Origin of the sequence: Providencia sp. PROV182 (assembly GCF_028480325.1) — a bacterium.
Taxonomy (GTDB): Bacteria; Pseudomonadota; Gammaproteobacteria; order Enterobacterales; family Enterobacteriaceae; genus Providencia; species Providencia hangzhouensis.
In genome coordinates, this window is the sequence record NZ_JAMPOL010000004.1 from 325,194 (window position 1) to 348,659 (window position 23,466).

At 39.5% G+C, this 23,466-nt stretch carries 20 protein-coding genes; 15 read left to right on the forward strand and 5 right to left on the reverse strand.

What is annotated here, in order from left to right:
* Positions 1-56 precede the first annotated feature (56 nt).
* Both PR834_RS04225 and PR834_RS04230 read right to left on the reverse strand, forming a co-directional pair.
* The gene (locus tag PR834_RS04225; protein ID WP_231135930.1) at positions 57-1,052 is read right to left on the reverse strand and encodes a hypothetical protein; all 996 of its coding nucleotides are present in this window, start codon (positions 1,050-1,052) and stop codon (positions 57-59) included.
* 235 nt (positions 1,053-1,287) lie between these two features.
* Positions 1,288-2,124, reverse strand: a complete 837-nt coding sequence (locus PR834_RS04230; RefSeq protein ID WP_272536460.1) for a MurR/RpiR family transcriptional regulator — start codon at positions 2,122-2,124, stop codon at positions 1,288-1,290.
* A gap of 393 nt (positions 2,125-2,517) precedes the next feature.
* Here PR834_RS04230 and PR834_RS04235 point away from each other — a divergent pair, with 393 nt between their 5' ends.
* The 9 genes from PR834_RS04235 (at position 2,518) to iolB (ending at position 15,106) form a co-directional block, all read left to right on the forward strand.
* Positions 2,518-4,029, forward strand: coding sequence for a CoA-acylating methylmalonate-semialdehyde dehydrogenase (locus PR834_RS04235; protein ID WP_004262148.1), 1,512 nt, complete (start codon positions 2,518-2,520; stop codon positions 4,027-4,029).
* 12 nt (positions 4,030-4,041) lie between these two features.
* Positions 4,042-5,979, forward strand: a complete 1,938-nt coding sequence (iolD, locus tag PR834_RS04240; RefSeq protein ID WP_196724629.1) for a 3D-(3,5/4)-trihydroxycyclohexane-1,2-dione acylhydrolase (decyclizing) — start codon at positions 4,042-4,044, stop codon at positions 5,977-5,979.
* A gap of 580 nt (positions 5,980-6,559) precedes the next feature.
* Positions 6,560-7,546: an inositol 2-dehydrogenase gene (iolG, locus tag PR834_RS04245; protein ID WP_144140963.1), complete on the forward strand. Its 987-nt coding sequence runs from the start codon at positions 6,560-6,562 to the stop codon at positions 7,544-7,546.
* Between the two features lie 393 nt (positions 7,547-7,939).
* The gene (locus PR834_RS04250; RefSeq protein ID WP_004913304.1) at positions 7,940-9,346 is read left to right on the forward strand and encodes a sugar porter family MFS transporter; all 1,407 of its coding nucleotides are present in this window, start codon (positions 7,940-7,942) and stop codon (positions 9,344-9,346) included.
* A gap of 54 nt (positions 9,347-9,400) precedes the next feature.
* Positions 9,401-9,829 (forward strand): PTS sugar transporter subunit IIA, encoded by a 429-nt coding sequence (locus tag PR834_RS04255; RefSeq protein WP_004262128.1) that lies wholly within the window; start codon positions 9,401-9,403, stop codon positions 9,827-9,829.
* A gap of 315 nt (positions 9,830-10,144) precedes the next feature.
* Positions 10,145-11,278: a Gfo/Idh/MocA family protein gene (locus tag PR834_RS04260; protein WP_004262126.1), complete on the forward strand. Its 1,134-nt coding sequence runs from the start codon at positions 10,145-10,147 to the stop codon at positions 11,276-11,278.
* Positions 11,279-11,303: 25 nt separating this feature from the next.
* Positions 11,304-13,208, forward strand: coding sequence for a bifunctional 5-dehydro-2-deoxygluconokinase/5-dehydro-2-deoxyphosphogluconate aldolase (locus PR834_RS04265; protein WP_110592175.1), 1,905 nt, complete (start codon positions 11,304-11,306; stop codon positions 13,206-13,208).
* 30 nt (positions 13,209-13,238) lie between these two features.
* Positions 13,239-14,132 carry a myo-inosose-2 dehydratase gene (iolE, locus tag PR834_RS04270; protein WP_004262122.1) on the forward strand — a complete coding sequence of 298 codons (894 nt, stop codon included), beginning with the start codon at positions 13,239-13,241 and terminating at the stop codon, positions 14,130-14,132.
* 143 nt (positions 14,133-14,275) lie between these two features.
* On the forward strand, positions 14,276-15,106 hold the full coding sequence (gene iolB, locus PR834_RS04275) for a 5-deoxy-glucuronate isomerase (RefSeq protein WP_196724626.1): 831 nt from the start codon (positions 14,276-14,278) through the stop codon (positions 15,104-15,106).
* Between the two features lie 78 nt (positions 15,107-15,184).
* Here the strand turns inward: iolB and PR834_RS04280 are convergent, their stop codons facing one another.
* Both PR834_RS04280 and PR834_RS04285 read right to left on the reverse strand, forming a co-directional pair.
* A complete protein-coding gene (locus PR834_RS04280) occupies positions 15,185-15,826 on the reverse strand; it encodes an NAD(P)-dependent oxidoreductase (protein WP_110592173.1) in 642 nt (213 codons plus the stop codon).
* 139 nt (positions 15,827-15,965) lie between these two features.
* Positions 15,966-16,934: an FUSC family protein gene (locus PR834_RS04285; RefSeq protein ID WP_004262118.1), complete on the reverse strand. Its 969-nt coding sequence runs from the start codon at positions 16,932-16,934 to the stop codon at positions 15,966-15,968.
* Between the two features lie 210 nt (positions 16,935-17,144).
* On the opposite strand from PR834_RS04285, the gene PR834_RS04290 reads away from it, so the two are divergent.
* Positions 17,145-17,765 carry a malonate decarboxylase holo-ACP synthase gene (locus PR834_RS04290; RefSeq protein WP_004262117.1) on the forward strand — a complete coding sequence of 207 codons (621 nt, stop codon included), beginning with the start codon at positions 17,145-17,147 and terminating at the stop codon, positions 17,763-17,765.
* A 143-nt stretch (positions 17,766-17,908) separates the two neighbouring features.
* On the opposite strand, the gene PR834_RS04295 is transcribed toward PR834_RS04290, so the two are convergent.
* Positions 17,909-18,538: a glutathione S-transferase family protein gene (locus tag PR834_RS04295; RefSeq protein ID WP_004262116.1), complete on the reverse strand. Its 630-nt coding sequence runs from the start codon at positions 18,536-18,538 to the stop codon at positions 17,909-17,911.
* Between the two features lie 381 nt (positions 18,539-18,919).
* Here PR834_RS04295 and PR834_RS04300 point away from each other — a divergent pair, with 381 nt between their 5' ends.
* The 5 genes from PR834_RS04300 (at position 18,920) to tehB (ending at position 23,424) form a co-directional block, all read left to right on the forward strand.
* Positions 18,920-19,477, forward strand: coding sequence for a cytochrome b (locus tag PR834_RS04300; RefSeq protein ID WP_094961347.1), 558 nt, complete (start codon positions 18,920-18,922; stop codon positions 19,475-19,477).
* Positions 19,478-19,490: 13 nt separating this feature from the next.
* Positions 19,491-20,069, forward strand: a complete 579-nt coding sequence (locus tag PR834_RS04305) for a YceI family protein (RefSeq protein ID WP_004262112.1) — start codon at positions 19,491-19,493, stop codon at positions 20,067-20,069.
* 318 nt (positions 20,070-20,387) lie between these two features.
* On the forward strand, positions 20,388-21,161 hold the full coding sequence (locus tag PR834_RS04310; protein WP_036958473.1) for a hypothetical protein: 774 nt from the start codon (positions 20,388-20,390) through the stop codon (positions 21,159-21,161).
* 174 nt (positions 21,162-21,335) lie between these two features.
* The gene (locus PR834_RS04315; RefSeq protein ID WP_004262105.1) at positions 21,336-22,415 is read left to right on the forward strand and encodes a linear amide C-N hydrolase; all 1,080 of its coding nucleotides are present in this window, start codon (positions 21,336-21,338) and stop codon (positions 22,413-22,415) included.
* Positions 22,416-22,536: 121 nt separating this feature from the next.
* Entirely contained in the window at positions 22,537-23,424 is an 888-nt protein-coding gene (gene tehB / locus PR834_RS04320) for an SAM-dependent methyltransferase TehB (protein ID WP_272536461.1), read from the forward strand.
* Positions 23,425-23,466 lie beyond the last annotated feature (42 nt).

Below are 23,466 nucleotides of genomic sequence, written 5' to 3' on the forward strand. Positions count from 1 at the left end.
GTGAGCATAATAATATTAACTGTTACTATCAGAATTATCTTTATATTTCGTAATAATCAAATATATCCATGAGTATTTAGCTGTTTTATTACTATATCTGTTAGTTTATTGGCGCGACTCCATTGATTAATTTTGGCTAGTTTTATGTTGCTACCGAGTCTTAAAACAAATTGGTCGAGTTGCTCTACAATAAAATTATTTTGATTAATCTCTTGATATGTTTCATTAAAAGAGAGTTTTTCCTTTATCTCATATCGGTTATTACATTGTTTTAATGACAGTTTGTCTAAAATCTTCCCCGTATTGAAAAAGATTTCAAATGAAACCAATAAACCGTTTTCTTGGCGTAAATTAATCATCAATACATCGCCATCGGTTCTTTTAGTAAAGGGATGTGAGTATTGAATAGCGGGGGATGAAAGGACAAAATCAGGCATCAAGGATAACAATAATTCTATGTTTTTTGTGATGGTGTTTCGTAGTATATTGAATGGTAATTGATTTTCAGTTTCTATTATTCGGTGCGCTGTGATACGCAATAACCCTGTTTCGGTACCACGTTTAGACATTAAAGACGCTTTTATTTGATTGAACTGGTTATCAAAGCTAAGAGGTTGGTTATAATCAATCAATACATCATGGCGCATTGCTTGCTTTAATACCTCCTTCAATTCGTTTTCACTAAAGTTGGGGATATCATTCAATAGGATATCTTTTCCGGCAGATACCGCAGTCTGAATTGCAAATCTTAGTAACTCATCACTGCAAGTGGATGTCATTATAATGCAGTCAACGTCATCATTATTGATCAACTCTTCTATCTTTTTCTTTTGACACATAAAGTAAGTCATAGAAGGTAGAGATGGAGACAAATGGCAAATTGACTTTAGCTCACTATGATGAGCGCAGCATTTTATCGCATTTATATAAAGTTGGTTATAAGGTGCAGTGCCGATTAAACCAATACCAGAGCGATTAAGTGACGTGACAGAATGCTGCTCTTCAAGTAAACGAAGGTGTCCGAGTAAATAAAGAAAGTGTGTATTTAACATGCTTAGCCCTTATTCTTGGTTTTATCTAACACGAGATATAATCCCAACATAGCAGGGTGAAATAATAATTTCATTCCATTGTCTTTTTAGAATTTGTATTTTCTGATGAGACTCACAAATTAAAGAAAAAAAATGAAACTTAATTAGTTTTTAATAATGACGTCTACGTTAATTAGAGAAAGGACTGGAAGAGGCTCTGAATTAATGGAGGTGTTTAATTACAGAGCCATATATCTTAGACTAATCTGCTGCCCTGACGGTAGGCTAATGCAACGGTCAGTGATTGTGCTAAACATAAGGTGGCTGATTGCGAACGAAATGCATCTACTTGGGCTTCTTTGATAACAAAACAAACATCGCTAAAACTTGCCAAAGGGCTGATTTGGCTGTCAGTAATAACGATTTGCTGCGCACCTGCTTGAGCGGCTTTCTCACTTACCATGACAGTTTCCGAGGCGTAAGGCGTGAAACTGATTGAAATAACGACGTCATTTTCACTGATCCTGCTGATCTGTTCCTTGAACATTCCGCCAAGCCCATCAATAAGTACTGGGCGACATTCCAAATGGCTAAGAGCGTAACTTAAATACGTTGCAACGCTGAATGAGCGACGCAAACCGATAATATAGATATTTTGTGCATTTGCTAATAACGATACGGCTTTTTCGATATCTTCAGCAGGGGTTCTGGCTGCCATTTGTTGTAAAGCTTGGGCGTTAGAATGAGCGAACTCCTTCAAAATTTGGGAAGGGTCATCTCCCAGTTCTTGGGAGCCGTCCATTTCACGAAACATGCGGGCTCTATCTGTGTAGCTGGCCGTTTCTTCAACGAGGTTCATACGAAACAATTGTTTCATTTCATTAAACCCACTGAAATTAAACGCATTTGCAAAGCGGATTAGAGTCGAAGGCGGAACCTTAGCCTCTTTCGCAATCACGGCAACTGTATCAAATGCGACACTATTCGTATTATCTAACACATAGCGTGCTACTTGCTGTAGCCGTTTACTTAATTCGTCATACCTTGAGCGAACTTGCTCTTGAAACTCATTTAAATTTGATGCACTTGACATATAACCTCCAGAATTTGGCTCTAATTGTAGTTGTTTTACGGCGTTAGTCGAATCTTTTTGAAACACTTAGTTCATGTTTAAAAATTTTCTTTTTTTAGGATCTTAAAATAATTTGAATTTGGGATAATAAATTGAACAGCTTACATCAATTTGTTCTCTTATTTTCTTGATGGAAAGAAAGCCATGTTTAGCCCAATACAAAGGAAAAATAGCCAATAAATAAGTGATGGACATAAGTTTAAAATAGGTGTTTTTTAGCCGCGATTAAAAATTTCATAAAAACTTTGTCTAGATCACATAAATTGAATGTTATTTCAAATTTAGTTGTAAGTGAAACAAATATTTCATATACATTGAGTAACAAGGTAACTCTGTCAGCTAAAGAGAGGCAACATGGAACAGATTCATAATTTCATTGGTGGTGAGATAGTATCCAGCAAAAGTGGGCGTTTTGCACCGGTATTCAACCCAGCAACGGGTGAGCAAATTGCTCAGGTTGTGCTTAGCAGTGCCGATGAAACAAAAAAAGCAATTGAGATTGCGAATAAAGCATTCCCTAAATGGTCAAAACTTTCCCCTTTGAAACGTTCCCGGATCTTATTCAAATTTAAAGCATTGCTGGAAGAGAATATGGATGAACTGGCGCGTTTAATTTCAAGAGAACATGGTAAAGTTTTTTCTGATGCGGTAGGTGAATTAACTCGTGGTTTGGAAGTCGTTGAATTTGCATGTGGTATCCCTCACTTACAAAAAGGTGAGCACTCAGCCAATGTTGCTACCGGTGTTGATAGCCACTCATTAATGCAACCTCTGGGGGTATGTGCGGGAATTACACCATTTAATTTCCCAGCAATGGTACCGATGTGGATGTTCCCAGTGGCTATTGCAACAGGCAATACCTTTGTTTTAAAACCATCAGAAAAAGACCCTTCTTTAGCATTAGGATTAGCTAAATTATTAAAAGAAGCAGGTTTACCTGATGGCGTATTTAACGTTGTTCAAGGGGACAAAGAATCTGTCGATGTGCTCTTAACCGCGCCAGAAGTCCAAGCCGTTAGTTTTGTTGGTTCAACACCTATTGCTGAATATATTTACACGACGGCATCTGCTCATGGCAAACGCTGTCAAGCACTCGGTGGTGCAAAAAACCATTGTATTTTAATGCCGGATGCGGACATGGGGCAGGCGGCTAATGCCATTATGGGCGCGGCATTTGGTGCAGCGGGCGAACGTTGTATGGCATTATCTGTAGTCTTAGCCGTCGGTGATGAAACAGCAGATGCGCTCATTGCTAACCTGAAAGGTCAAATTGCTAAAATGTCCGTCGGGCCAGGTATTACGCAAGGCAAAGAAAATGATATGGGTCCCGTCATTTCAGCACAGCACAAAGCTAAAATCTGTGACTATATTACTAGCGGTGAAAAACAAGGTGCGACGTTATTAGTTGATGGCCGTGATTTTAAAGTGAAAGGCTTCGAAAATGGTTATTTTGTAGGACCAACATTATTTGATAATGTCACTCCTGAGATGGACATTTATAAAGAAGAAATTTTTGGGCCTGTCTTAGCAGTAGTGCGTGTTCCAGACTTCGAAACGGGTTTGAAACTAATTAACCAACATGAATATGGAAATGGAACGGCTATTTTCACCCGTGATGGTGAAACGGCTCGTGAATTCCAAGAAAATGTCCAAGCTGGAATGGTTGGGATCAACATACCGATTCCAGTACCGATGGCATTCCACAGTTTTGGTGGTTGGAAACGTTCTATTTTTGGTCCATTAAATGTACATGGAAATGATGGTGTTCGCTTCTATACTCGCATGAAAACAGTCACTAGCCGTTGGCCTGCAAGTGTTCGCTTAGAACACCATGAAAGTAGTTTCACAATGCCAACCATGGAATAAACGGAGACCCGTATGAATAAGCAGAAAATGACGACCGCTCAGGCGTTGGTTAAATTTCTAAACCAACAATATGTTGATGTCGATGGTGAGCAGTATCCGTTTATTCAGGGAGTATTTACGATTTTTGGCCATGGTAACGTTGTGGGTTTAGGTCAGGCGCTCGAAGAGGCGCCTGGGCATCTACGTGTTTATCAAGGTTGCAACGAGCAAGGCATGGCACATATTGCGACAGGCTTTGCCAAACAAAAAAAACGTAAACAAATTTTTGCGGTTACGTCCTCTGTTGGCCCAGGTGCTGCGAATATGATCACAGCTGCCGCAACAGCTACGGCGAATCGCATCCCACTGTTATTACTACCTGGCGATACTTTTGCAACACGTCAGCCAGATCCCGTTTTGCAGCAAGTTGAACAGTATGGCGACGGAACAATAAGCACGAATGATTGTTTTCGACCTGTCTCACGCTATTGGGATAGGATTTCACGGCCTGAACAGCTAATGGCAGCCATGGTTAATGCAATGCGGGTGTTAACGGATCCTGCGGATACTGGCGCGGTAACCATTTGTCTACCTCAAGATGTTCAAGGCGAGGCGTGGGATTACCCCGATTATTTTTTCCAAAAACGCATCCATCGTATTGAACGTAGACCACCGACAACGGTGAGTATCGAAGAAGCCGTAAATCTAATTCGTAGCAAGAAAAAACCATTACTCATCTGTGGTGGTGGGGTACGTTATTCCGAAGCTCACGAGGCATTTTTACAGTTTGCTGAAGATTACCGTATTCCATTTGGCGAAACCCAAGCGGGTAAAAGTGTCGTCGTTGCTAGTCATCCCTTGAATATGGGTGGAATTGGCACTACAGGTGGGTTAGCCGCAAACTTATTGGCTAAAGAAACTGACTTAGTGATTGGGGTGGGGACTCGCTTTACGGATTTTACCACCGCATCTAAATCTTTATTTAGTCATCCAAATGTAACCTTCTTAAATATCAATGTTGCGGAATTCGATGCAAGTAAGTTAGATGCTTTGAAAGTGGTTGCAGATGCCAAAGAAGCACTTCAAGCACTGGATATAAAGCTGAAAGATTCTCACTATGAAGCTCAGTGGGGGGATGAAATTCAGCAGTCTAAACAACAGTGGAAAAATGAGCTGGAGCGCTTGTTTAGTATACAGTATCGGCCATTAGATTTTGTCCCTGAAATTGCAGGCCATCTTGATGATAAGCTTGAAGAATACCGTAAAACGCTAGGTACAGAACTGGCACAAACACGGGTGCTAGGCTTGATGCAGCAATACATGGAAGACGATGCCATTATTGTGGGGGCAGCAGGTTCATTACCGGGAGATTTACAACGTATTTGGCTACCAAAACAGCGAGATACCTATCATCTTGAATATGGTTATTCATGCATGGGGTACGAAATTGCCGCCGCTGTTGGTGCTAAAATTGCTGCACCGAAACAACCGGTTTATGCGATGGTCGGAGATGGCTCTTATTTAATGCTACACAGTGAATTACAAACCGCGATTCAGGAGAACATTAAGATCACCATCTTATTGTTTGATAACGCGGGATTTGGTTGTATTAATAACCTGCAGATGAGCCAAGGCATGGGAAGTTTTGGTACAGAGAACCGACATCGAAACCCACAGACGGGGTTGATGGATGGGCCGTTAGTGAAGGTCGATTTTGCTAAAAACGCAGAAAGCTATGGCTGTAAAAGTTATCGGGTACATGATGAGGAACAATTGATTGCCGCACTGGAAGACGCAAAGTCCCATTCGGGCTGTGTATTGATTGATATTAAAGTACTTCCGAAAACAATGACCGATGGTTATGAAGCTTGGTGGCGCACAGGTACGGCACAAGTTTCTAAAAAGCCTCAAATAGTTGCTTCCGCTGAAAAAATTAAACAGATGGTTGAAAATAAAGTTCGTCTTTATTAATCAACGTATTGGGTTAGTGCTTTGTATTATCGTAATAACTCGACGGTGTTTTTACCGTCGAGGAATGTTCTTCGTTTTCTTAATGAGTCAGATGTAATTAAGTAGGGTAGTTACTGGAAATTTAGCAAGGATTGCTTTGGTGTTAATTTACATAGTGGTTACCACTTGTGGCTCTATATTCGTCATACTTCAAGTTGTATGGGGAATGCTCTGCGCTACCCGCCCACGCAACTCGAATCATTTGGATTATATACCCAGCTTAGGCTGGGTTTTTTTATGGATTTAATAGTTTAAAAGTAATTTAATTGAAATATATGTTTTATTTCGAGACGAAGGAAGAGCAAAAAAAGAAGTTATGGAGAACTAATGTGCCAGCAAACACAGACTTTATTGTTAAATGCTGTTCGCTTACATTGTTAATTTGTGATCTGAATAACACTAAAAATACACTTTAATATAACATTTGTTATCTAGAGCCCAAAAATATAATTTTCAAAAAATTATAAATTGAAATGAATGTTTTATTTGGTATATTTCGTAATATCCAAATAGTGGATTTAAGGTATCAAGGAGCATTTGAATGTTCAATATAGCACTATTCGGCGCAGGACGTATCGGACAGGTTCATGCTGTTAATATTGCCGGCCATAAAGAAACCAAACTTTACTCTGTCATCGACCCTTACCAACCCAATGCGGTTGCCTTGGCTGAAAAATACCAAGCCAAAGTTCAGACAACAGAAGAAGCAATGCAAGACCCTAATGTACAGGGTGTTTTAATCGCTTCAGCCACAGATACTCACGCTGATCTAATCGAACTAGCAGCCAAACATAAAAAAGTGATTTTCTGTGAAAAACCTGTTCACCTCGACCTTGAGCGTGTGAAGCAGTGTTTAAAAAGCGTAAAAGAACATAACGTTCCACTGTTTATTGGTTTTAACCGTCGCTATGATCCTCAATTTCGCCACTTGAAAAATTTATTCCAACAAGGCGCGATTGGTAAAGCAGAATCTTTAATTATCACATCTCGTGACCCGTCACCACCACCTGCAGAATATGTTAAAGTCTCCGGTGGTATGTTCAGAGATATGACTATTCATGACTTTGATATGGCGCGCTTTATGATTGGCGAGGAGCCTTGCTCTGTCTACGCACAAGGCAGCAATGTTGTTGACCCTGCGATCGGCCAAGCCGGTGATATTGATACCGCGTTTATTATCTTAAAATTCCCATCAGGCGCAATGGCGACCATCTCTAACAGCCGTCGTTCAGGTTATGGCTATGACCAACGCATTGAATTACATGGTGAAAAAGGATTATTAACGGCTGGTAATATTAAAGAGAATAGTGTTGCGCTGTTAAGTGAAGTTGGGTGCTTATCGGCCAAGCCAGAGTATTTCTTCTTACAACGTTACCATGAAGCATACCAAGCAGAATGGCAGCATTTTGTTGATATCTTAGCAGGCCGTGCGGAATCTGAAACGACAGGGACCGATGGTGAATTGGCTTTATATCTTGCAGACAAAGCACTGGAGTCACTCAAAACAGGTAAAGAAGTTAAATTGTAATTAATGCGGTAATACTATTTAACTTGATTATAGACTTGCGGTTAAAAATTAATTTTTGGCCGCAATAGTAAATATATTCATTTATTAATGAGTATATAAAATACTGATATTACATTTTATTTAATACTCTTTAGGCTTTCAATATTCCGAGATTAATTGAGGCTTTTTATAATCTTACTTTCTTTAATTTAACTGATGTATTCATCGTTTTAAATTTGCGAAATCTATTTTCAAAGAGTTTATCGATCAGGCCTAAAGCTAGCAAAGTAGCGATTCAAACCAGAGTGCCAGAAACTTATTTCATTATTTAATATTTAACATTAAACATTTATTTAAATATTGAAAAATTGTTTTTTTGGTAAGACATAATGATTCAAATAATAAGGTAATAATATGTCATTAATCATGAATCTCAATCAACAACAGAGAAAAAGGTTGCACCAAATAACCTTGGTTGCAACCTTTGGTGGATTACTATTTGGTTATGATACTGGTGTCATTAACGGTGCATTTTCATCACTGAAAGAAAACATGGGCTTAACGCCAACCACAGAAGGGCTGGTAATGAGTGTCCTATTAGTGGGCGCAGCATTAGGTAGTGTTTGTGGCGGACGTGTAGCAGACTTTGTCGGGCGCCGTACTTATTTGCTTTACCTCTCATTTCTGTTTTTATTTGGGGCATTTTTATCTGCGGCAGCCCCAAATATTGAAGTTCTTCTTATTGCTCGGTTTATATTGGGCTTTGCGGTGGGTGGTGCCTCTGTGACGGCACCGACGTTTATTTCTGAAGTGGCTCCGACTGAAATGCGGGGGAAACTCACTGGGTTAAATGAAGTTGCTATTGTTATCGGGCAGCTAGCAGCATTTGCTATTAATGCGATTATCGGTTCAATTTGGGGCCATCTTCCTGATGTTTGGCGTTATATGCTGTTAGTACAAGCCGTGCCCGCGTTGTGCTTGCTATTTGGTATGTGGAAAGCGCCTGAAAGCCCACGTTGGTTAATGAGTAAAAACCGTCGTGAAGAAGCCTTGAAAATACTGAAGCAAATTCGTCCTGAAAAACGTGCAATTCAAGAATATGAAGATATCGTGACGTTATTAGATGTTGAAGCTGCGGAAGCTAAACGTCATCCGAATGCCAATAAACAAAATTTAGCGTTAATTTTTAATACACCTTGGATTTTTAAATTGGTTTTAATTGGGATGGTGTGGGCGGCATTACAGCAAACAACTGGGGTTAACGTTATTATGTATTATGGCACAGAAATTCTCAAAACAGCGGGTTTTTCTGAGCAAACATCTTTAGTTTTCAACGTATTAAATGGTGTTTTTTCTGTTGGTGGTATGGTGATAGGGGTGTTATTCCTTGTTGACCGATTTAAACGTAAGACACTGATTGTTGGTGGTTTTGCGCTAATGGCATCGTTACACTTATTAATTGCAGCTACAGACTACTTTTTAACCGGGGATGTTAAAGCAACATTAATTTGGTTACTTGGCGCGGTGTTTGTTGGGGTTATGCAAGGAACGATGGGCTTTTTAACGTGGGTGGTACTTGCTGAGCTATTCCCACTTAAAATTCGCGGGTTATCCATGGGGATCTCGGTCTTCTTTATGTGGATTATGAATGCGATTGTGAGTTATTTATTCCCTGTATTACAAGCAGAACTTGGTTTAGGTCCGGTATTCTTAATTTTTGCGGTAATAAACTACTTAGCTATCGTTTTTGTCGTGAAGTTATTGCCAGAAACATCAAACAAATCATTAGAGCAATTAGAAGAAGAGCTCTCATCAATGTAATTATTACTTATTGGTGGTGTGAATATACCTAATTAACTTAATCGAGGGTTGGATATGATAGAACAACTAACCACAAGTAATTTGCATTTAGGTTGTCAGGCAAGAAATAAAGCTGAAGTACTCAAAATGGTTGGTACGGAATTTAAAAATAAAGGTTATGTTGATAGGGATTGTGTACATTTCTTAACGGAAAGGGAGCAACAGATATCAACATTCTTGGGGAATGGCATCACGTTGCCACATCTACCTAAGTCCGCCAATGATATTATCTTGCATACCGGTGTTGAAATTTTTCAATTTCCTGACGGTGTTATTTGGGACAGAACCAATGTGATGTTTATTGCCATAGGCGTGATTGCAAAATCAAGGGAACATATTGATGTACTTAGGGAAATTGCGTTGATTTTTAGTGACGAATTTATTGCCAATGCACTGTCTCTGACCTCAAGTAAAGAAGAGTTTTTAAGTATTCTTCATCGTTAATTTTTAGTTTTGAAGAGAGAATGGGATCTTTGCCAGATCCCATACTCAATAAATTTCATTTTTAGTTATTCTATTTCATTTTATTCCATCTCATCACGACTCTATTATTTTTCCTTTCTTTAAATTTAATATTTATTTTCTTATAAATTAATTGATTACACTAAAAATTAACGTTAGATCACATAATGAAATTAATGTTTCTAATAATATTGAAAATGAAACGAATGTTCCGTATAACATCATTATTGAAATAAAATCTGGAACGAATATTGGGCCAGCTATTGCACTACAAGAAATGAGCGAGAGGTAGAACAGATGAAAGAGATCCGTATCGGGATGATAGGTACTGGCTATATAGGACGAGCTCATGCCATTGCTTATGCACAAGCACCAACCGTTTTTCCATTGCAGGGGAAATTGGTTCGCGAAATGATTGCAGAAATTACCCCTGAGCTAGCACAAACCCGAGCTCAGGAAATGGGTTTTAATCGTGCAACGGATGACTGGCGCAAATTAGTTGCAGATCCAAATATTGATGTAGTGGATATTTGCTCGCCTAATTTCCTACATAAAGAAATGGCAATGGAGGCAATTAAGCATGGTAAACATGTTTATTGTGAAAAACCATTAGCACTCAATTCTGAAGATGCCAAAGAAATGGTCGAAGCGGCTAAACAAGCCGGCGTCTTAACGTTAGTGGGTTTTAACTATATGAAAAACCCAACTTCGCAGCTAGCCAAAGAAATCATTGCAAATGGTGAAATCGGGGAAGTTATCCATTTTTATGGCACTCATAATGAAGATTATATGGCTGACCCTAGCGCTCCAATTCACTGGCATTGCTTTAAAGAAAAAGCAGGGTTAGGTGCTTTGGGGGACTTGTCTGCACACATTATCAATATGGCGCAATTCCTAGTAGGGGATATTGAAACCGTCTGTGGTGATATGGAAATTGTGATTAAACAGCGCCCTGAAAAAACGGGTTCAACCGTTATGGTTACGGTTGAAAATGAAGACCAAGCGCATGCCATGGTACGTTTTGCTGGTGGCGCAATGGGCGTCATTGAAACTTCACGAATCGCAGCTGGCCGTAAAATGGGGCTAACCTATGTGGTGACCGGCACCAAAGGAACGTTGTCTTTCACTCAAGAAAGAATGGCAGAGCTAAAGCTCTATCGCCATGATGAACCTAGCAACCGCCAAGGTTTTAAAACAATTTTTGTTGGGCCAGAACACCCGGATTATGCACCATTTTGTAATGCTGCAGGTCATGGTATTGGCTTCAATGACCAAAAAACAGTTGAAGTGCGCGATTTAATTGATGGCGTTGCAACAGGGCAGCCAATGTGGCCTGATTTTGAAGAAGGCTGGAAAGTATCACGAATATTAGACGCGATAGCACGTTCATATGACGAACAACGTTGGGTTAACGTTAAAGAAATCAATTAATTCTGTTGTAGTTAAGGGGTAATTAATGGATAAGCAGAAGAAGTTAGATGTTATCTGTATGGGCCGTATTGCCGTTGACCTGTACGGACAACAGATAGGTTCTCGTTTAGAAGATGTGAGCTCGTTTGCCAAATATTTAGGCGGCTCTTCAGGAAACGTTGCATTCGGCACTGCAATACAAGGATTGAAATCATCAATGCTTGCCCGTGTGGGGGATGAACACATGGGGCGCTTTTTACGTGAGGAGTTACAGCGTGTAGGCTGTGATACTAGCCATCTTATTACAGACAAAGACAGATTAACGGCATTAGTTATCTTAGGGATTAAAGATCAGGATACTTTCCCATTAATTTTCTATCGTGATAACTGCGCAGATATGGCGATTACGCCAGACGATTTCTCTGAAGAATATATTGCATCTGCACGCTGCTTGGCAATTACAGGAACGCATTTATCTAACCCGAAAACTCGCGCGGCAGTACTAAAAGCGTTGGAATATGCTAAACGTAATAATGTCAAAACAGCCATTGATATTGATTATCGCCCGGTCTTATGGGGACTGACCTCTTTGGGTGATGGTGAAACACGTTTTATTGCTTCCGATAGTGTCACGCAACAACTGCAAGACGTATTATCGATGTTCGATTTGATTGTCGGTACAGAAGAAGAATTTCATATTGCAGGCGGGACGACGGATACCGTACAAGCACTTAAGAACATTCGCCAATTAACGGATGCGGAACTGGTGTGTAAACGCGGCTCTCTTGGCTGCTCGGTATTTAGTGGTGAGATCCCAGAAACGTTGGACGAAGGGATCACCGTTCATGGTGTGCGAGTTGAAGTTCTCAACGTATTAGGTGCCGGTGATGCATTTATGTCTGGCCTACTTCGTGGTTATCTAAACGGCGATGGTTGGGAAAAAGCCTGCGCTTATGCGAATGCTTGTGGGGCTTTAGTGGTTTCGCGCCATGGCTGTGCGCCTGCAATGCCAACAAAAATCGAGTTGGATAATTACCTTGAGCGTGCAGCTGCAGTTCCACGCCCAGATCTTGACCCGATGCTTAACCATTTGCACCGTGTGACTTCACGTAGCACACAATGGAATGAACTTTGTGTTATGGCATTTGACCACCGCATTCAATTTGTTGATATGGCACGCCTCGCAGGGGTTGATATTTCTTGCATTCCAACCCTGAAAAAATTGATTTACCGCGCTAGTAGTGAAGTAGCCGAAGAGGCAAATCTGCAGGGGAAAGCAGGGTTACTCTGTGATAGTACATTTGGCCAAGACGTATTGAATGATGTAACCGGCCGTGGTTGGTGGATAGGCCGCCCAATTGAGCTACCTGCGTCAAGACCATTATGCTTAGAGCATGGGAATATTGGCTCTCAGCTGATTAGCTGGCCAAAAGAGCATATTGTCAAATGTTTGGTATTTTTTCACCCAGAAGACAACCATCCACTGCGCTTAGAGCAAGAAAAAACGGTTCAAGAAGTGTATAGCGCTTGCTGCCAATCAGGGCATGAATTGTTGCTCGAGGTGATATTGCCCGCAGATATGGAACGCAACGATGAGCTGTATTTACGCGCAATCAAACGCTTCTATAACTTAGGTATAAAACCAGATTGGTGGAAATTGCCACCACTACAAGCGCAAAACTGGGATGCAGTTGATCAATTAATTCAAGAACGTGACCCTTATTGCCGCGGTGTCGTGCTCTTAGGACTTGACGCACCACAAGCTGAGCTACAAGCAGGCTTCAACGCAGCCGCTGGGAAATCAATCGTCAAAGGATTTGCTGTTGGCCGCACTTTATTTGGTAAGCCTTCGTTGGAGTGGATGAAAGGTGAAATCAATGACGATGAGCTGGTGCAGAAAATCAAAACCAATTACTTAAACCTGATAGCCCTATGGCGTCAGCGTAAATAATATTACTTTTACCTACACAGGAGCTTCATCATGGCAATCCAACTTGGTATCAACCCGTTGACATGGACGAATGATGATTTACCCACTTTAGGGGCAGAAACGTCTCTAGAAACATGTTTAACTGAAGGTCGTCAAGCGGGTTTCGCTGGTTTTGAGCTAGGTAATAAATTTCCACGTAAAGCGGAAATCTTAGGGCCGATCTTAAAGCAGCATGACTTACAATTGGTTTCAGGCTGGTATTCGGGAGAATTATTATCTCGCAGTGTGGAAGAAGAAATTGAAGCGGTACAAGAGCACTTAGCATTGCTACGTGATTTAGGCGCTAAAGTGATGGTTTTCGCGGAAGTGACTCACTGTATTCATGGCGATCAAAACAAACCTGTTCATATGCGCCCATTGTTCCCAGCTGATCAATGGGAAGAATACGGTAAAAAATTGACCGAATTCGCAAAATATACTTTATCTCAAGGGGTTAAGATTGCCTATCATCATCATATGGGGACAGTGATCGAGTCCGCAGAAGATGTGGATAATTTAATGAAACATACAGGGGATGAGGTCGGTTTATTACTGGATACAGGGCATTTAACCTTTGCCGGTGCAGACCCAGTTGAAGTGGCAAAACGCTGGGCAAAACGTATCAATCATGTGCATTGCAAAGATGTCCGTGCAGATGTTCTAAAAGATGTTAAAAACCGTAAAACCAGTTTCTTAAATGCAGTATTAGCAGGGGTGTTCACGGTACCTGGTGATGGTTGCGTTAACTATCCAGAAGTGTTTAAAGTATTGAAAAATAGCCAATATGAAAATGGCTGGTTAGTAGTCGAAGCAGAGCAAGATCCTGCGATCGCACATCCATTGACTTATGCCACATTGGGTTACAACAATTTGTCTAAATTTGCTAAGGATGCGGGCTTAATCTAAATCGTCGTCGTCATATTTCAGTCTGTGGCGTTGTTAGCTTTGTTTGCTGACTCTAGCCACAAACTGAACTGTTTAATTGATGAAACGGTTAGTAACTGAAAAGAATTACATATCTAGAACCTAAAAAGTGTCAGAGGAAAGTTATGTCAAAATTATTGTCGAAATACCATGCTCCAGATGCACATAAGCGAACTCAGCATATCACTCCGAAAGTCGCTAACTGGGGATATGTTCACTTTGATGTTTATGAATTAAAACAAGGCGAGTCTATCTCCTTGCCTGCCTCTGAAAATGAAATGTGCTTAGTGTTGGTGGCGGGTAAAGCGACAATTAAAACACCGAATCAAGCGTTTGAAAATATTGGTGACCGTATGGATCCTTTCGAGCGTAAAAAGCCGTATGCGGTGTATGTTACAGCGCAAGAGTTTGCTGAGGTCATGGCGGATACCGACCTTGAATTGGCAGTTTGCAGGGCAAAAGGAAAAGGAACTTACCCAACTCGTTTAATTGGCCCTGATGATATTGGTGCGGAACAACGTGGCCATGGTTATAACAAACGCTATGTGCATAATATTTTGCCGGATGATAAAGCCGCTGATAGCTTATTAGTCGTGGAGGTCTTTACAGATGAAGGCTGCACTAGCTCTTATCCAAGCCATAAACATGATACCGATAATGAACCCAATGAAACTTATCTAGAAGAAACCTATTATCATCGTTTAAATCCTTCCCAAGGTTTCTGTATGCAGCGCGTTTACACGGATGATCGCGAGTTAGATGAATGTATGGCGGTGTATAACAAAGATGTTGTTATGGTACCAAAAGGGTATCACCCAATGGCGACAGTGGCTGGTTATGATAACTATTACCTTAATGTGATGGCAGGGCCAACCCGTAAGTGGTTATTTACATGGGAAAAAGACCATAACTGGGTGAATAGTGAAATCTATGCAGCGAAACATAGTGAAAAGTAAGTTAAAGTAGAAATATGTGAATTAAGTTCTGTTATCTATCTTTGCCGGTAAATATTTACCGGCTTTTTTCGGTTAAACTTAATATGCTGCAGTAAATTGTTGGCGAATGAACTGCCTATTATTTACCTCATCAAGTATAGCTACCGCAAAATCTTCAACTGATATTTTCGCAGGAACGTTGCCATTCATCAGCAATTGTTCGCCTCCAAGACGGAAGGTTTCTGTTCTTTCTCCTTCCTCGAGTATTGCGGCTGGGGAAATGTAGGTCCAATCCAATGAATCAATGGATTGTAATTGGTTCTTAAATTCCCTCATTGCTTGAGCGCCTGGTTTTATTTCGGCAGGAAAATCGGGGGAATCAATTAAATCAATACCTGAAGCAATTTTTAGGCTTCCTGCACCACCGACCACAATAAATCGTTTTACCATCGATTTTTGTACTGCTTGTAAAATGGCCTGGTTTCCTGCCACGGTATCTTGATACAAATTCGGATTTTGCCAGCCACCATTAAACGCGCTGATGATGACATCCTGTCCTTTAAGCCGAGAGGTTAACCATGGGATATCTGTAATATCACCAGCGGCGGTGATTAAAAGAGCGTGCTGAAATAATTGATTACTATGACGAGAAATAGCCGTCACTTGGTGGTGCCGAAGCAACGCTTCAGCGACTAATGCTCTGCCGACAAAACCCGTTGCGCCAATAATCGATATTTTCATCTTCAGTTCCTCTTTGCTTGAGTGCCTCACTCAAGAATAATGATACTGATAGGGCTAGGCTTTAGGACTAAGACTTGTTTTCCCAATGTGTTCTTTTTGAGTATAGAACAAACGTTCTTATTGGGGAATATGCTTAATTTTATTTCGTTTCTCTAAATAACTTTAAAATAATACTCGTCATAATGGCGATGGTTCCTCCTAAGGCGGTTTCAAGAACGCGGTCAAACAATAATTCATAGGTTGGGTGACGCCAATATATAACGAGCTCAAGAATGGACAAAATTAAGCTTGTCACGACAAACGTCATAAACGTATATCCGTGATGAAAGCTCATCGGCATTAAAAAGGCGAACACCACGACTGCAATTAAACCGATATACGGCATAAAGGGTAAATTGAATAAAAAATACAATAATAAGACAGAAATAAGACTGCCTAAGACCCTCTGCAAAGTAATTTTAACGATACTTTGTGATTTTGGATGCAATACAAAAACGAAGGTCAGTAATGTCCAATAAAAGTGCCCTAGATCTATACTGCGAGGAATAGCGAGCGCGAGTAATAGCCCCAAAGCATAAATCATTGAGCGTGGGATAATATTTTTTCTCAACGTAAACAAATTTTGTTCAACTAAAGCGCTCGTTATTACACTATGGCGTGTCATTTTATGGCTAAGGACATAATACGTAATTAACGTTACTCCACTACCAATAATAAACCCTAACGCTAAGCTTTTGGATATATCAGGCAAAATGGTACCAATTGTCGACATGATAATCATAAATTTCATGGTTAAATCCATAGCAGGATCTGTGCCATACAATTGGTAGTAAATGAACGAAAAAATGGCGAGATAAATATAATATGCGGTACCAAGGCGTAACGTATCACCGATAAAAATAGCGACTAAAATCATCAATAAACAACAAGCGGTATAGGCATAATTCTTATATTCTTTTGCTGCATTGAATAAATTAAAGGAATACAGCGTTGAGAATGTTGCCCACATCGCAGCTTGTGCATCTAAGATCACAAAAGCGGTTGCGGCGCTAAAAAACATACAACTGGTAAAAATAATTCCATCGTGGATAGCAGGAAACGTTCTCATAATCCGATGCTCACAAATAGAGGCTTAACCTATTAATTAATAACGTAATTAAATAATATACGGTATAAAATTTCAAGGTGAGAACTCAGTATTTATGACAAGTTACCATTAAATGGCATGTGTTGAATTGTTGGTTGCGATATTCTGTTTTTATGTGACAAAAAAGGCATAATAGGGGAGAGCAGTTGTAGCAATCATAAAGGTAATAAAATGCAAATAATCAATCCTCATGATTTTGTTTGGGTCGGCAGCAATAATGATGTCGCGATAGAATCGCTTCCTGAATGGGTCGGCTCACAGTGGAACAGTAAGTTACCGTTGACGGTATACCGAAATAAAGCGGATGAGAATAAACTGACTGTTGCAATTAGAGGAATTAAGCCACACCAACGCGTTACAACACAAATTGAAAAATCTGCAATTACGCACATTATGAATGTGGAATCCTTGGTGGCGAATTCGGTGGAACTACAACGTTCAATGTTTATCGCTTTACCACCAGTGCAGGTTTTATGGATCATTTCACAGACTAAATGGCCTTGGCAATGGGGAGTAACAGGGAGTTGTGCTTACACTTTAGCGACAGATATCCAAAGTATGTTGTCAGACTGCGACCTTGATGTGGTCATTCGCTGTCCACATCGTCAAGAAAAAGAAGATTTTGCTGAGTTTGCAATTAAGGCGAATACTCCTTATTGCCCAATTGATATTCATATCGAAACCCCTAAAGGTGGGTTTTCATTAGCTGAGTGGTTTAAAAATGAACAGGTTACATTACACACACCACTTGGCGATATTATGACCGCAGACCCGTGGAATGAAAAATTATAGCCCGCTGTTTGTCTGTTAAACAACCTAATGTAGCTTGAATGACCGACAAATTGGTTAAATATTAATTTTGATGTTCGAGCAGGTGATTTTTTACTAATCAAATAAAAGCTGGAGGCATATAATGCCTCCCGATTAGCCTATTTTTAGTGTTCAATATAGGGTTCTTGTAAACCTGCTTCATGCCATTCTTTCATTGCGGGTAAAACTAAAATTCGGTCAACCCATTGTTTGGCAGCTGGGTTTACAGGTAAGTGATAACTGCGAATTCGAAAGGCAACTGGTGCAAAAAAAGCATCTACAGCCGTAAATTCACTACCTGCAAGCCAAGGACCACCAAATTGGTTTAACCCATCCTGCCATAATTTCTGCAATCGATTTAAGTCGGTTTGTAATTCAATTGAAATATTGTTAAGTGGCGAATTATGAGTACCGTCCATTGGACATTGCTGGCGTAATGCACTAAAACCCGAGTGCATTTCTGCGCTTGCACTACGAGCCCATGCTCTGGCTTTTCGCTCTTTTGGCCAGACTTGAGGGTAGTCTTCTGCAACATATTCACAGATGGCTAAAGAATCCCATATTGTTTGGTTTTCATCGATTAAACAAGGGACTAAGCCTGTAGGTGAAAAACGACTGAATTTTTCATGGCTGCTTTTGCCGTTTTCAAATAAACACAAATTTTCTTCAAACGGGATCTGTAATACCTTTAGTAAAACCCAGGGACGTAGTGACCATGAAGAGTAGTTTTTATTTGCTATCCAAAGTTTATACATAGTATTTAACCTATCAATCAGTTTGCAATGTTAAAAGAAAGAATACCAATGTATGGGGAAAAAGGCAGACCTACAAATGTTATTTTATGAATAACAGCTTATATCTATTAGGAATAAGCTAGATTTAATTGAAATTAATAAATAAATGAACTAAGTATTTAGTTACGACCATTTACAAAACTGGAAGAATCTTTATTCAACTTTTATAATTAAAACTAGACAAAATCAAATAGTAATCTATTTTTCATTATGTTGATCGTATTTGAATGTCTTCAACAAAATATTTGTTTAACTTTGGGATAGGAATAAAATTAATTTCACCTTATGATTATTACGGCTTAGTTAATAAAATATTACCTTCTTCTCTAAATGGTTTTTATCATGCAATGGAAAAATAATGCAAGTCGTTATGGGCATATCTCTTTGCTCATACATTGGCTAGTCGCAATTGTCGTATATGGAATGTTCGCTTTAGGTTTATGGATGGTGACACTAGGCTATTATGATAGTTGGTATCATCAAGCTCCTGAGATACATAAAAGTATAGGAATATTATTATTTATTGTTATGGCATTTCGTGTGATTTGGCGATTTATTTCACCGCCACCGAAGCCATTAGCAAGCTACAGTAAATTAACGAAAGCTAGCTCTATTATTGTTCAAATTCTGATTTATATTATTTTGTTCAGTATTTTGATCAGTGGTTATTTAATCTCAACCGCTGATGGACAGCCTATCAGTGTATTTGATTGGTTTGAGGTTCCTGCACTATTTACTGGTGCTGCAACACAAGCAGATACAGCAGGTGAAGTTCATTTATATTTAGCTTGGGCAGTGGTTCTATTATCAGTGTTGCATGCTTTTGCAGCTTTTAAACATCACTTTTTTGATCGTGATATTACATTAAAAAGAATGTTGGGTTTTAACCCCGATAAGTAACGTGGAGATAATTATGTTGAAGAAAACGGTTCTTGGTCTGGCTACTGGCGCACTTTTTTTAACGGCAGGTTCAGCATTAGCAGAAACTTACCAATTTGATAAGCAAGGCCAACACGCGTTTATTGAATTTCGTATTCAGCATTTAGGTTATAGCTGGGTATATGGTAGTTTTAAAGACTTTGATGGGTCTTTCACTTATGATGCAAAAGACCCATCAAAAGATAAAGTCGAAGTAACTATTAAGACAGGCAGCATTGACACTAACCACGCAGAGCGTGATAAACATTTACGCAGTGGTGATTTCTTAAATGCAGCAAAATTCCCTGAAGCAAAATTCGTTTCAACAGAAGTGAAGAAAGACGGTGAAACATACAAAATCACAGGTGATTTCACTTTAAATGGTGTTACTAAGCCGATTACATTAGATGCTAAATTAATGGGCGAAGGTAAAGATCCTTGGGGTGGATACCGTGCAGGTTTTGAAGCTGAAGGTAATATTAAGCTGAAAGAATTTAACATCAAATCTGATTTGGGTCCTAAATCTCAAGAAGCACAACTGTTGATTTCAGTTGAAGGTGTTCAAGTTAAATAAGATTTTTATCATAATAAACCTTCAAGCTTTCAAGTCTTGAGGGTTTTTTTATATCCAGCGTTTTCTAAATTGTTTATTTATGGCAAATTCTCCCGTCTTAGCCTCGCATTTTCCCTTATTCCTATAGCTTGACGACTTTGATACAAGCTAAAATAAACATTATCACTTTTTATAGGTCAATTCGTGGTATTAATAGTCTAGCTCCGTGATGACTATTGTTTTTAGATGCCATGACATTATATGCGATGGGTTCTACAGTATATAAGTAGCTTGAAAGTGTTTGTGGGAACCGTTTTACCAAGAAAAGGCAGGGTAACTTTGAATACAAATAACTCACGTAAAACCGCATTAATTGTTAGCATTATTTTTATTGCATTCGCATTCGGTTTTTATTGGTTAAGTAAAGATAATAATGTGTTATCTACAGAAAATAATAGTGCAATTCATTCAGAGGCACTTGCCCAAGTTGAAAAAGAACTGCCGATTATCGCGACGGTGAAGAAAATAAGCCCTGAAACCTATCAAAGTTTTGAGCATCTAATCACGCAATACGACCCAGCTAATGAAGATTTACGTCGTCAACTGTTTGATCAGGTTGTTGGCAATGTCATGAAGCTGGTGCTAGAACGTATGGAATATGCTTCTGATGATTCCGTAATTAATTTTACTAGCAGAGTGAATGATTACCTGAAAATCTTATTAGAAGAAGACCCAACAGGAAAAACGTGTTTTTATTCATTGTTTCCGCACTTAAGAGAAACAGCGGAAATTATTCCACCACAAAAAAGCCAAGCTGTTTTGTTGAAACAAATCCAAGCGACCAATGAGCTCTTAATTTCAAGTGAAGCTGGTGTAAAACAGGCGTTGATGTCCCCAAAAGAGTATTCTGAGGAATTAACACAGCTTGCTAGTGGGCTTTCTGCAAAGTATGGTGAAGATACCGCAATCCTTGGAAATTTAGAAGCAGGGAAGAAATCACCTGCATTAGCGTGCCGTATTTCTATTAGTTTCTATAATGAAATATTATCTATGCCTGATAATCAGAAAAAAGCTGCATTACTACGTTCTTTATTTTCATCAGTAAATAATTAATTCTTTCCAGCAAAATGGCACTGGTTAATATGGGTGCCATTTTGTGTCATTATTTATTATATTTCATTGTGTTAATCGCACTTTTTTTAATACATTATTCTTTGAGCATAAATAATTCGTATTTATGTAGTATGCTTATTATGTAAATTTATTTTTAACTATTTTGGAGATGGCATGCAATTTATTAAGAAAAGTATCGTAGCACTTGCCGCAACTGCTGCGATATCAATGCCGATTACAGTTAGCCAAGCTTGTACTCGAGTTGTTTATTTAGGTGAAAATGAACAAATAATGACCGGAAGAACAATGGATTGGAAATACGATATTGGTACCAATCTATGGATCTTTCCTCGAGGGATGGAGCGTGATGGCATTGCAGGGCCTAACTCTTTAAAATGGAAATCAAAATACGGCAGCGTGATAGCCTCGGGTTATGATATTTCAACAACGGACGGAGTGAACGAGGAAGGTCTGGTTGCCAATTTACTGTGGCTCGCGGAATCAAAATATCCCCAAATAGATAATAAGCAACCTGCGTTGTCGATATCTTTATGGGCGCAATATGTTCTAGATAACTATGCGACAGTGGAAGAAGCCGTTGCTGAGCTAGAAAAGAATCCACTCGTAGTCGCAACAGATAATGTGCCAGGACAAGATAGGTTAGCGACTTTACATTTATCATTATCAGATGCGAGTGGTGATAGCGCGATTATTGAATATATTGATGGCAAGCAGGTAATTCATCACAGTCGCAAGTATCAAGTTATGACTAACTCGCCGACTTATGAGAAGCAATTAGCAATGCAGGAATATTGGCAAGGAATTGGCGGCACTGTAATGTTACCGGGGACTAACCGCTCCGCTGATAGATTTGCTCGCGCGCAGTTTTATATTAATGCAATTCCTCAGAAAACAACGCCTAATAAAGCGGTCGCCAGTGTTTTCAGTGTCGTACGTAATGTGTCTGTCCCTTACGGATTGACGTCTGAAAATTCGCCTGAAATATCGTCAACACGTTGGCGGACATTAGTTGACCATAAACGTCAGCTCTACTTTTTCGAGTCAGCATTAACTCCAAATATTTTTTGGACTGATTTGGCAAAAATTGACTTTTCAGCGGAAACTGGAAAAGTGAAAAAGCTGGACCTCGGTGAAGAGCAGAGCCATATCTATTCAGGGGATGCGACCAACAGTTATGTAGTTACAAAACCTTTTGAATTCTTAGGGTTAAGTGCGGAACAGTTAGGTTATTAACTGAGCCCATGAAGTATTTCAGCCCTCTTGGTCTATAGGGGGTTGATATGAATCAAGCCCGCGATAATTAATTTATGAATGTTTTGCAGATAGCAAACGAACGGTATAAGATGTATTTAAAATGCAACTTATTGGTGATGATATGAATGATCTCGTGTGTTACAAAACTATGCCAGTTTGGAATAAAGCTTCTTTGCCGTTAATGTTCCAAGAGCGCCATAATACAAAAGAGGATACATACGCACAGTTGAAAGTGCTAAAAGGCTCTTTAGATTTTATCATTTTTAATGAAGACGGCAGCGAGCAACACTTTACCTTTGATATTCATAACCAGCCGCCTATTATTGAACCTCAAGTTTGGCATCGTATTTCTGCTTGTAGTGATGACATGGAATGCCAACTGGCATTTTTATGCAAACCAGAACTGAAATTTTATAAAGAGCATGGGTTAACGACTCCACATTCAGAAGTGCGCTATTTGTGTGAGAATCACCTGAGTAAGCCATGTAAAACATTAGATTTAGGTTCGGGAAGGGGGCGTAATAGTTTTTATCTTGCCTTGCAGGGGGATGACGTGACCTCGGTAGATATCAACCCTCAGCATATCCAAGCAATTGACTTCGTTAAAAAACAAGCTGGGGTAGAGAATATTCATACGGCTGTTTATGATATTAATAGTCACCAAATACAAGAGAACTACGAACTTATTATTTCCACTGTCGTGCTAATGTTCTTGCAGCGAGAAAAAATCGCCAATGTTATTACTAATATGCAAGAACATACCCTGCCAGGGGGAGTTAACGTTATTGTGTGTGCCGTTGAAACGCCAGATGCACCGCTGGATTTAGTGCCATTTAAATGCTTCTTAAAACCAGGGGAGCTAGAAGGGTATTATAAAGATTGGGATATTTTAAAATATAACGAAAACCCTGGTCATTTACACCGCACTGATTCACAAGGTAATCGTATTAAATTAAATTTTGCAACACTCATTGCAAGGAAGAAGTAAGTAAGAAATTAGCATAGGTTATCTTAATAAAAGAGTTGCCGC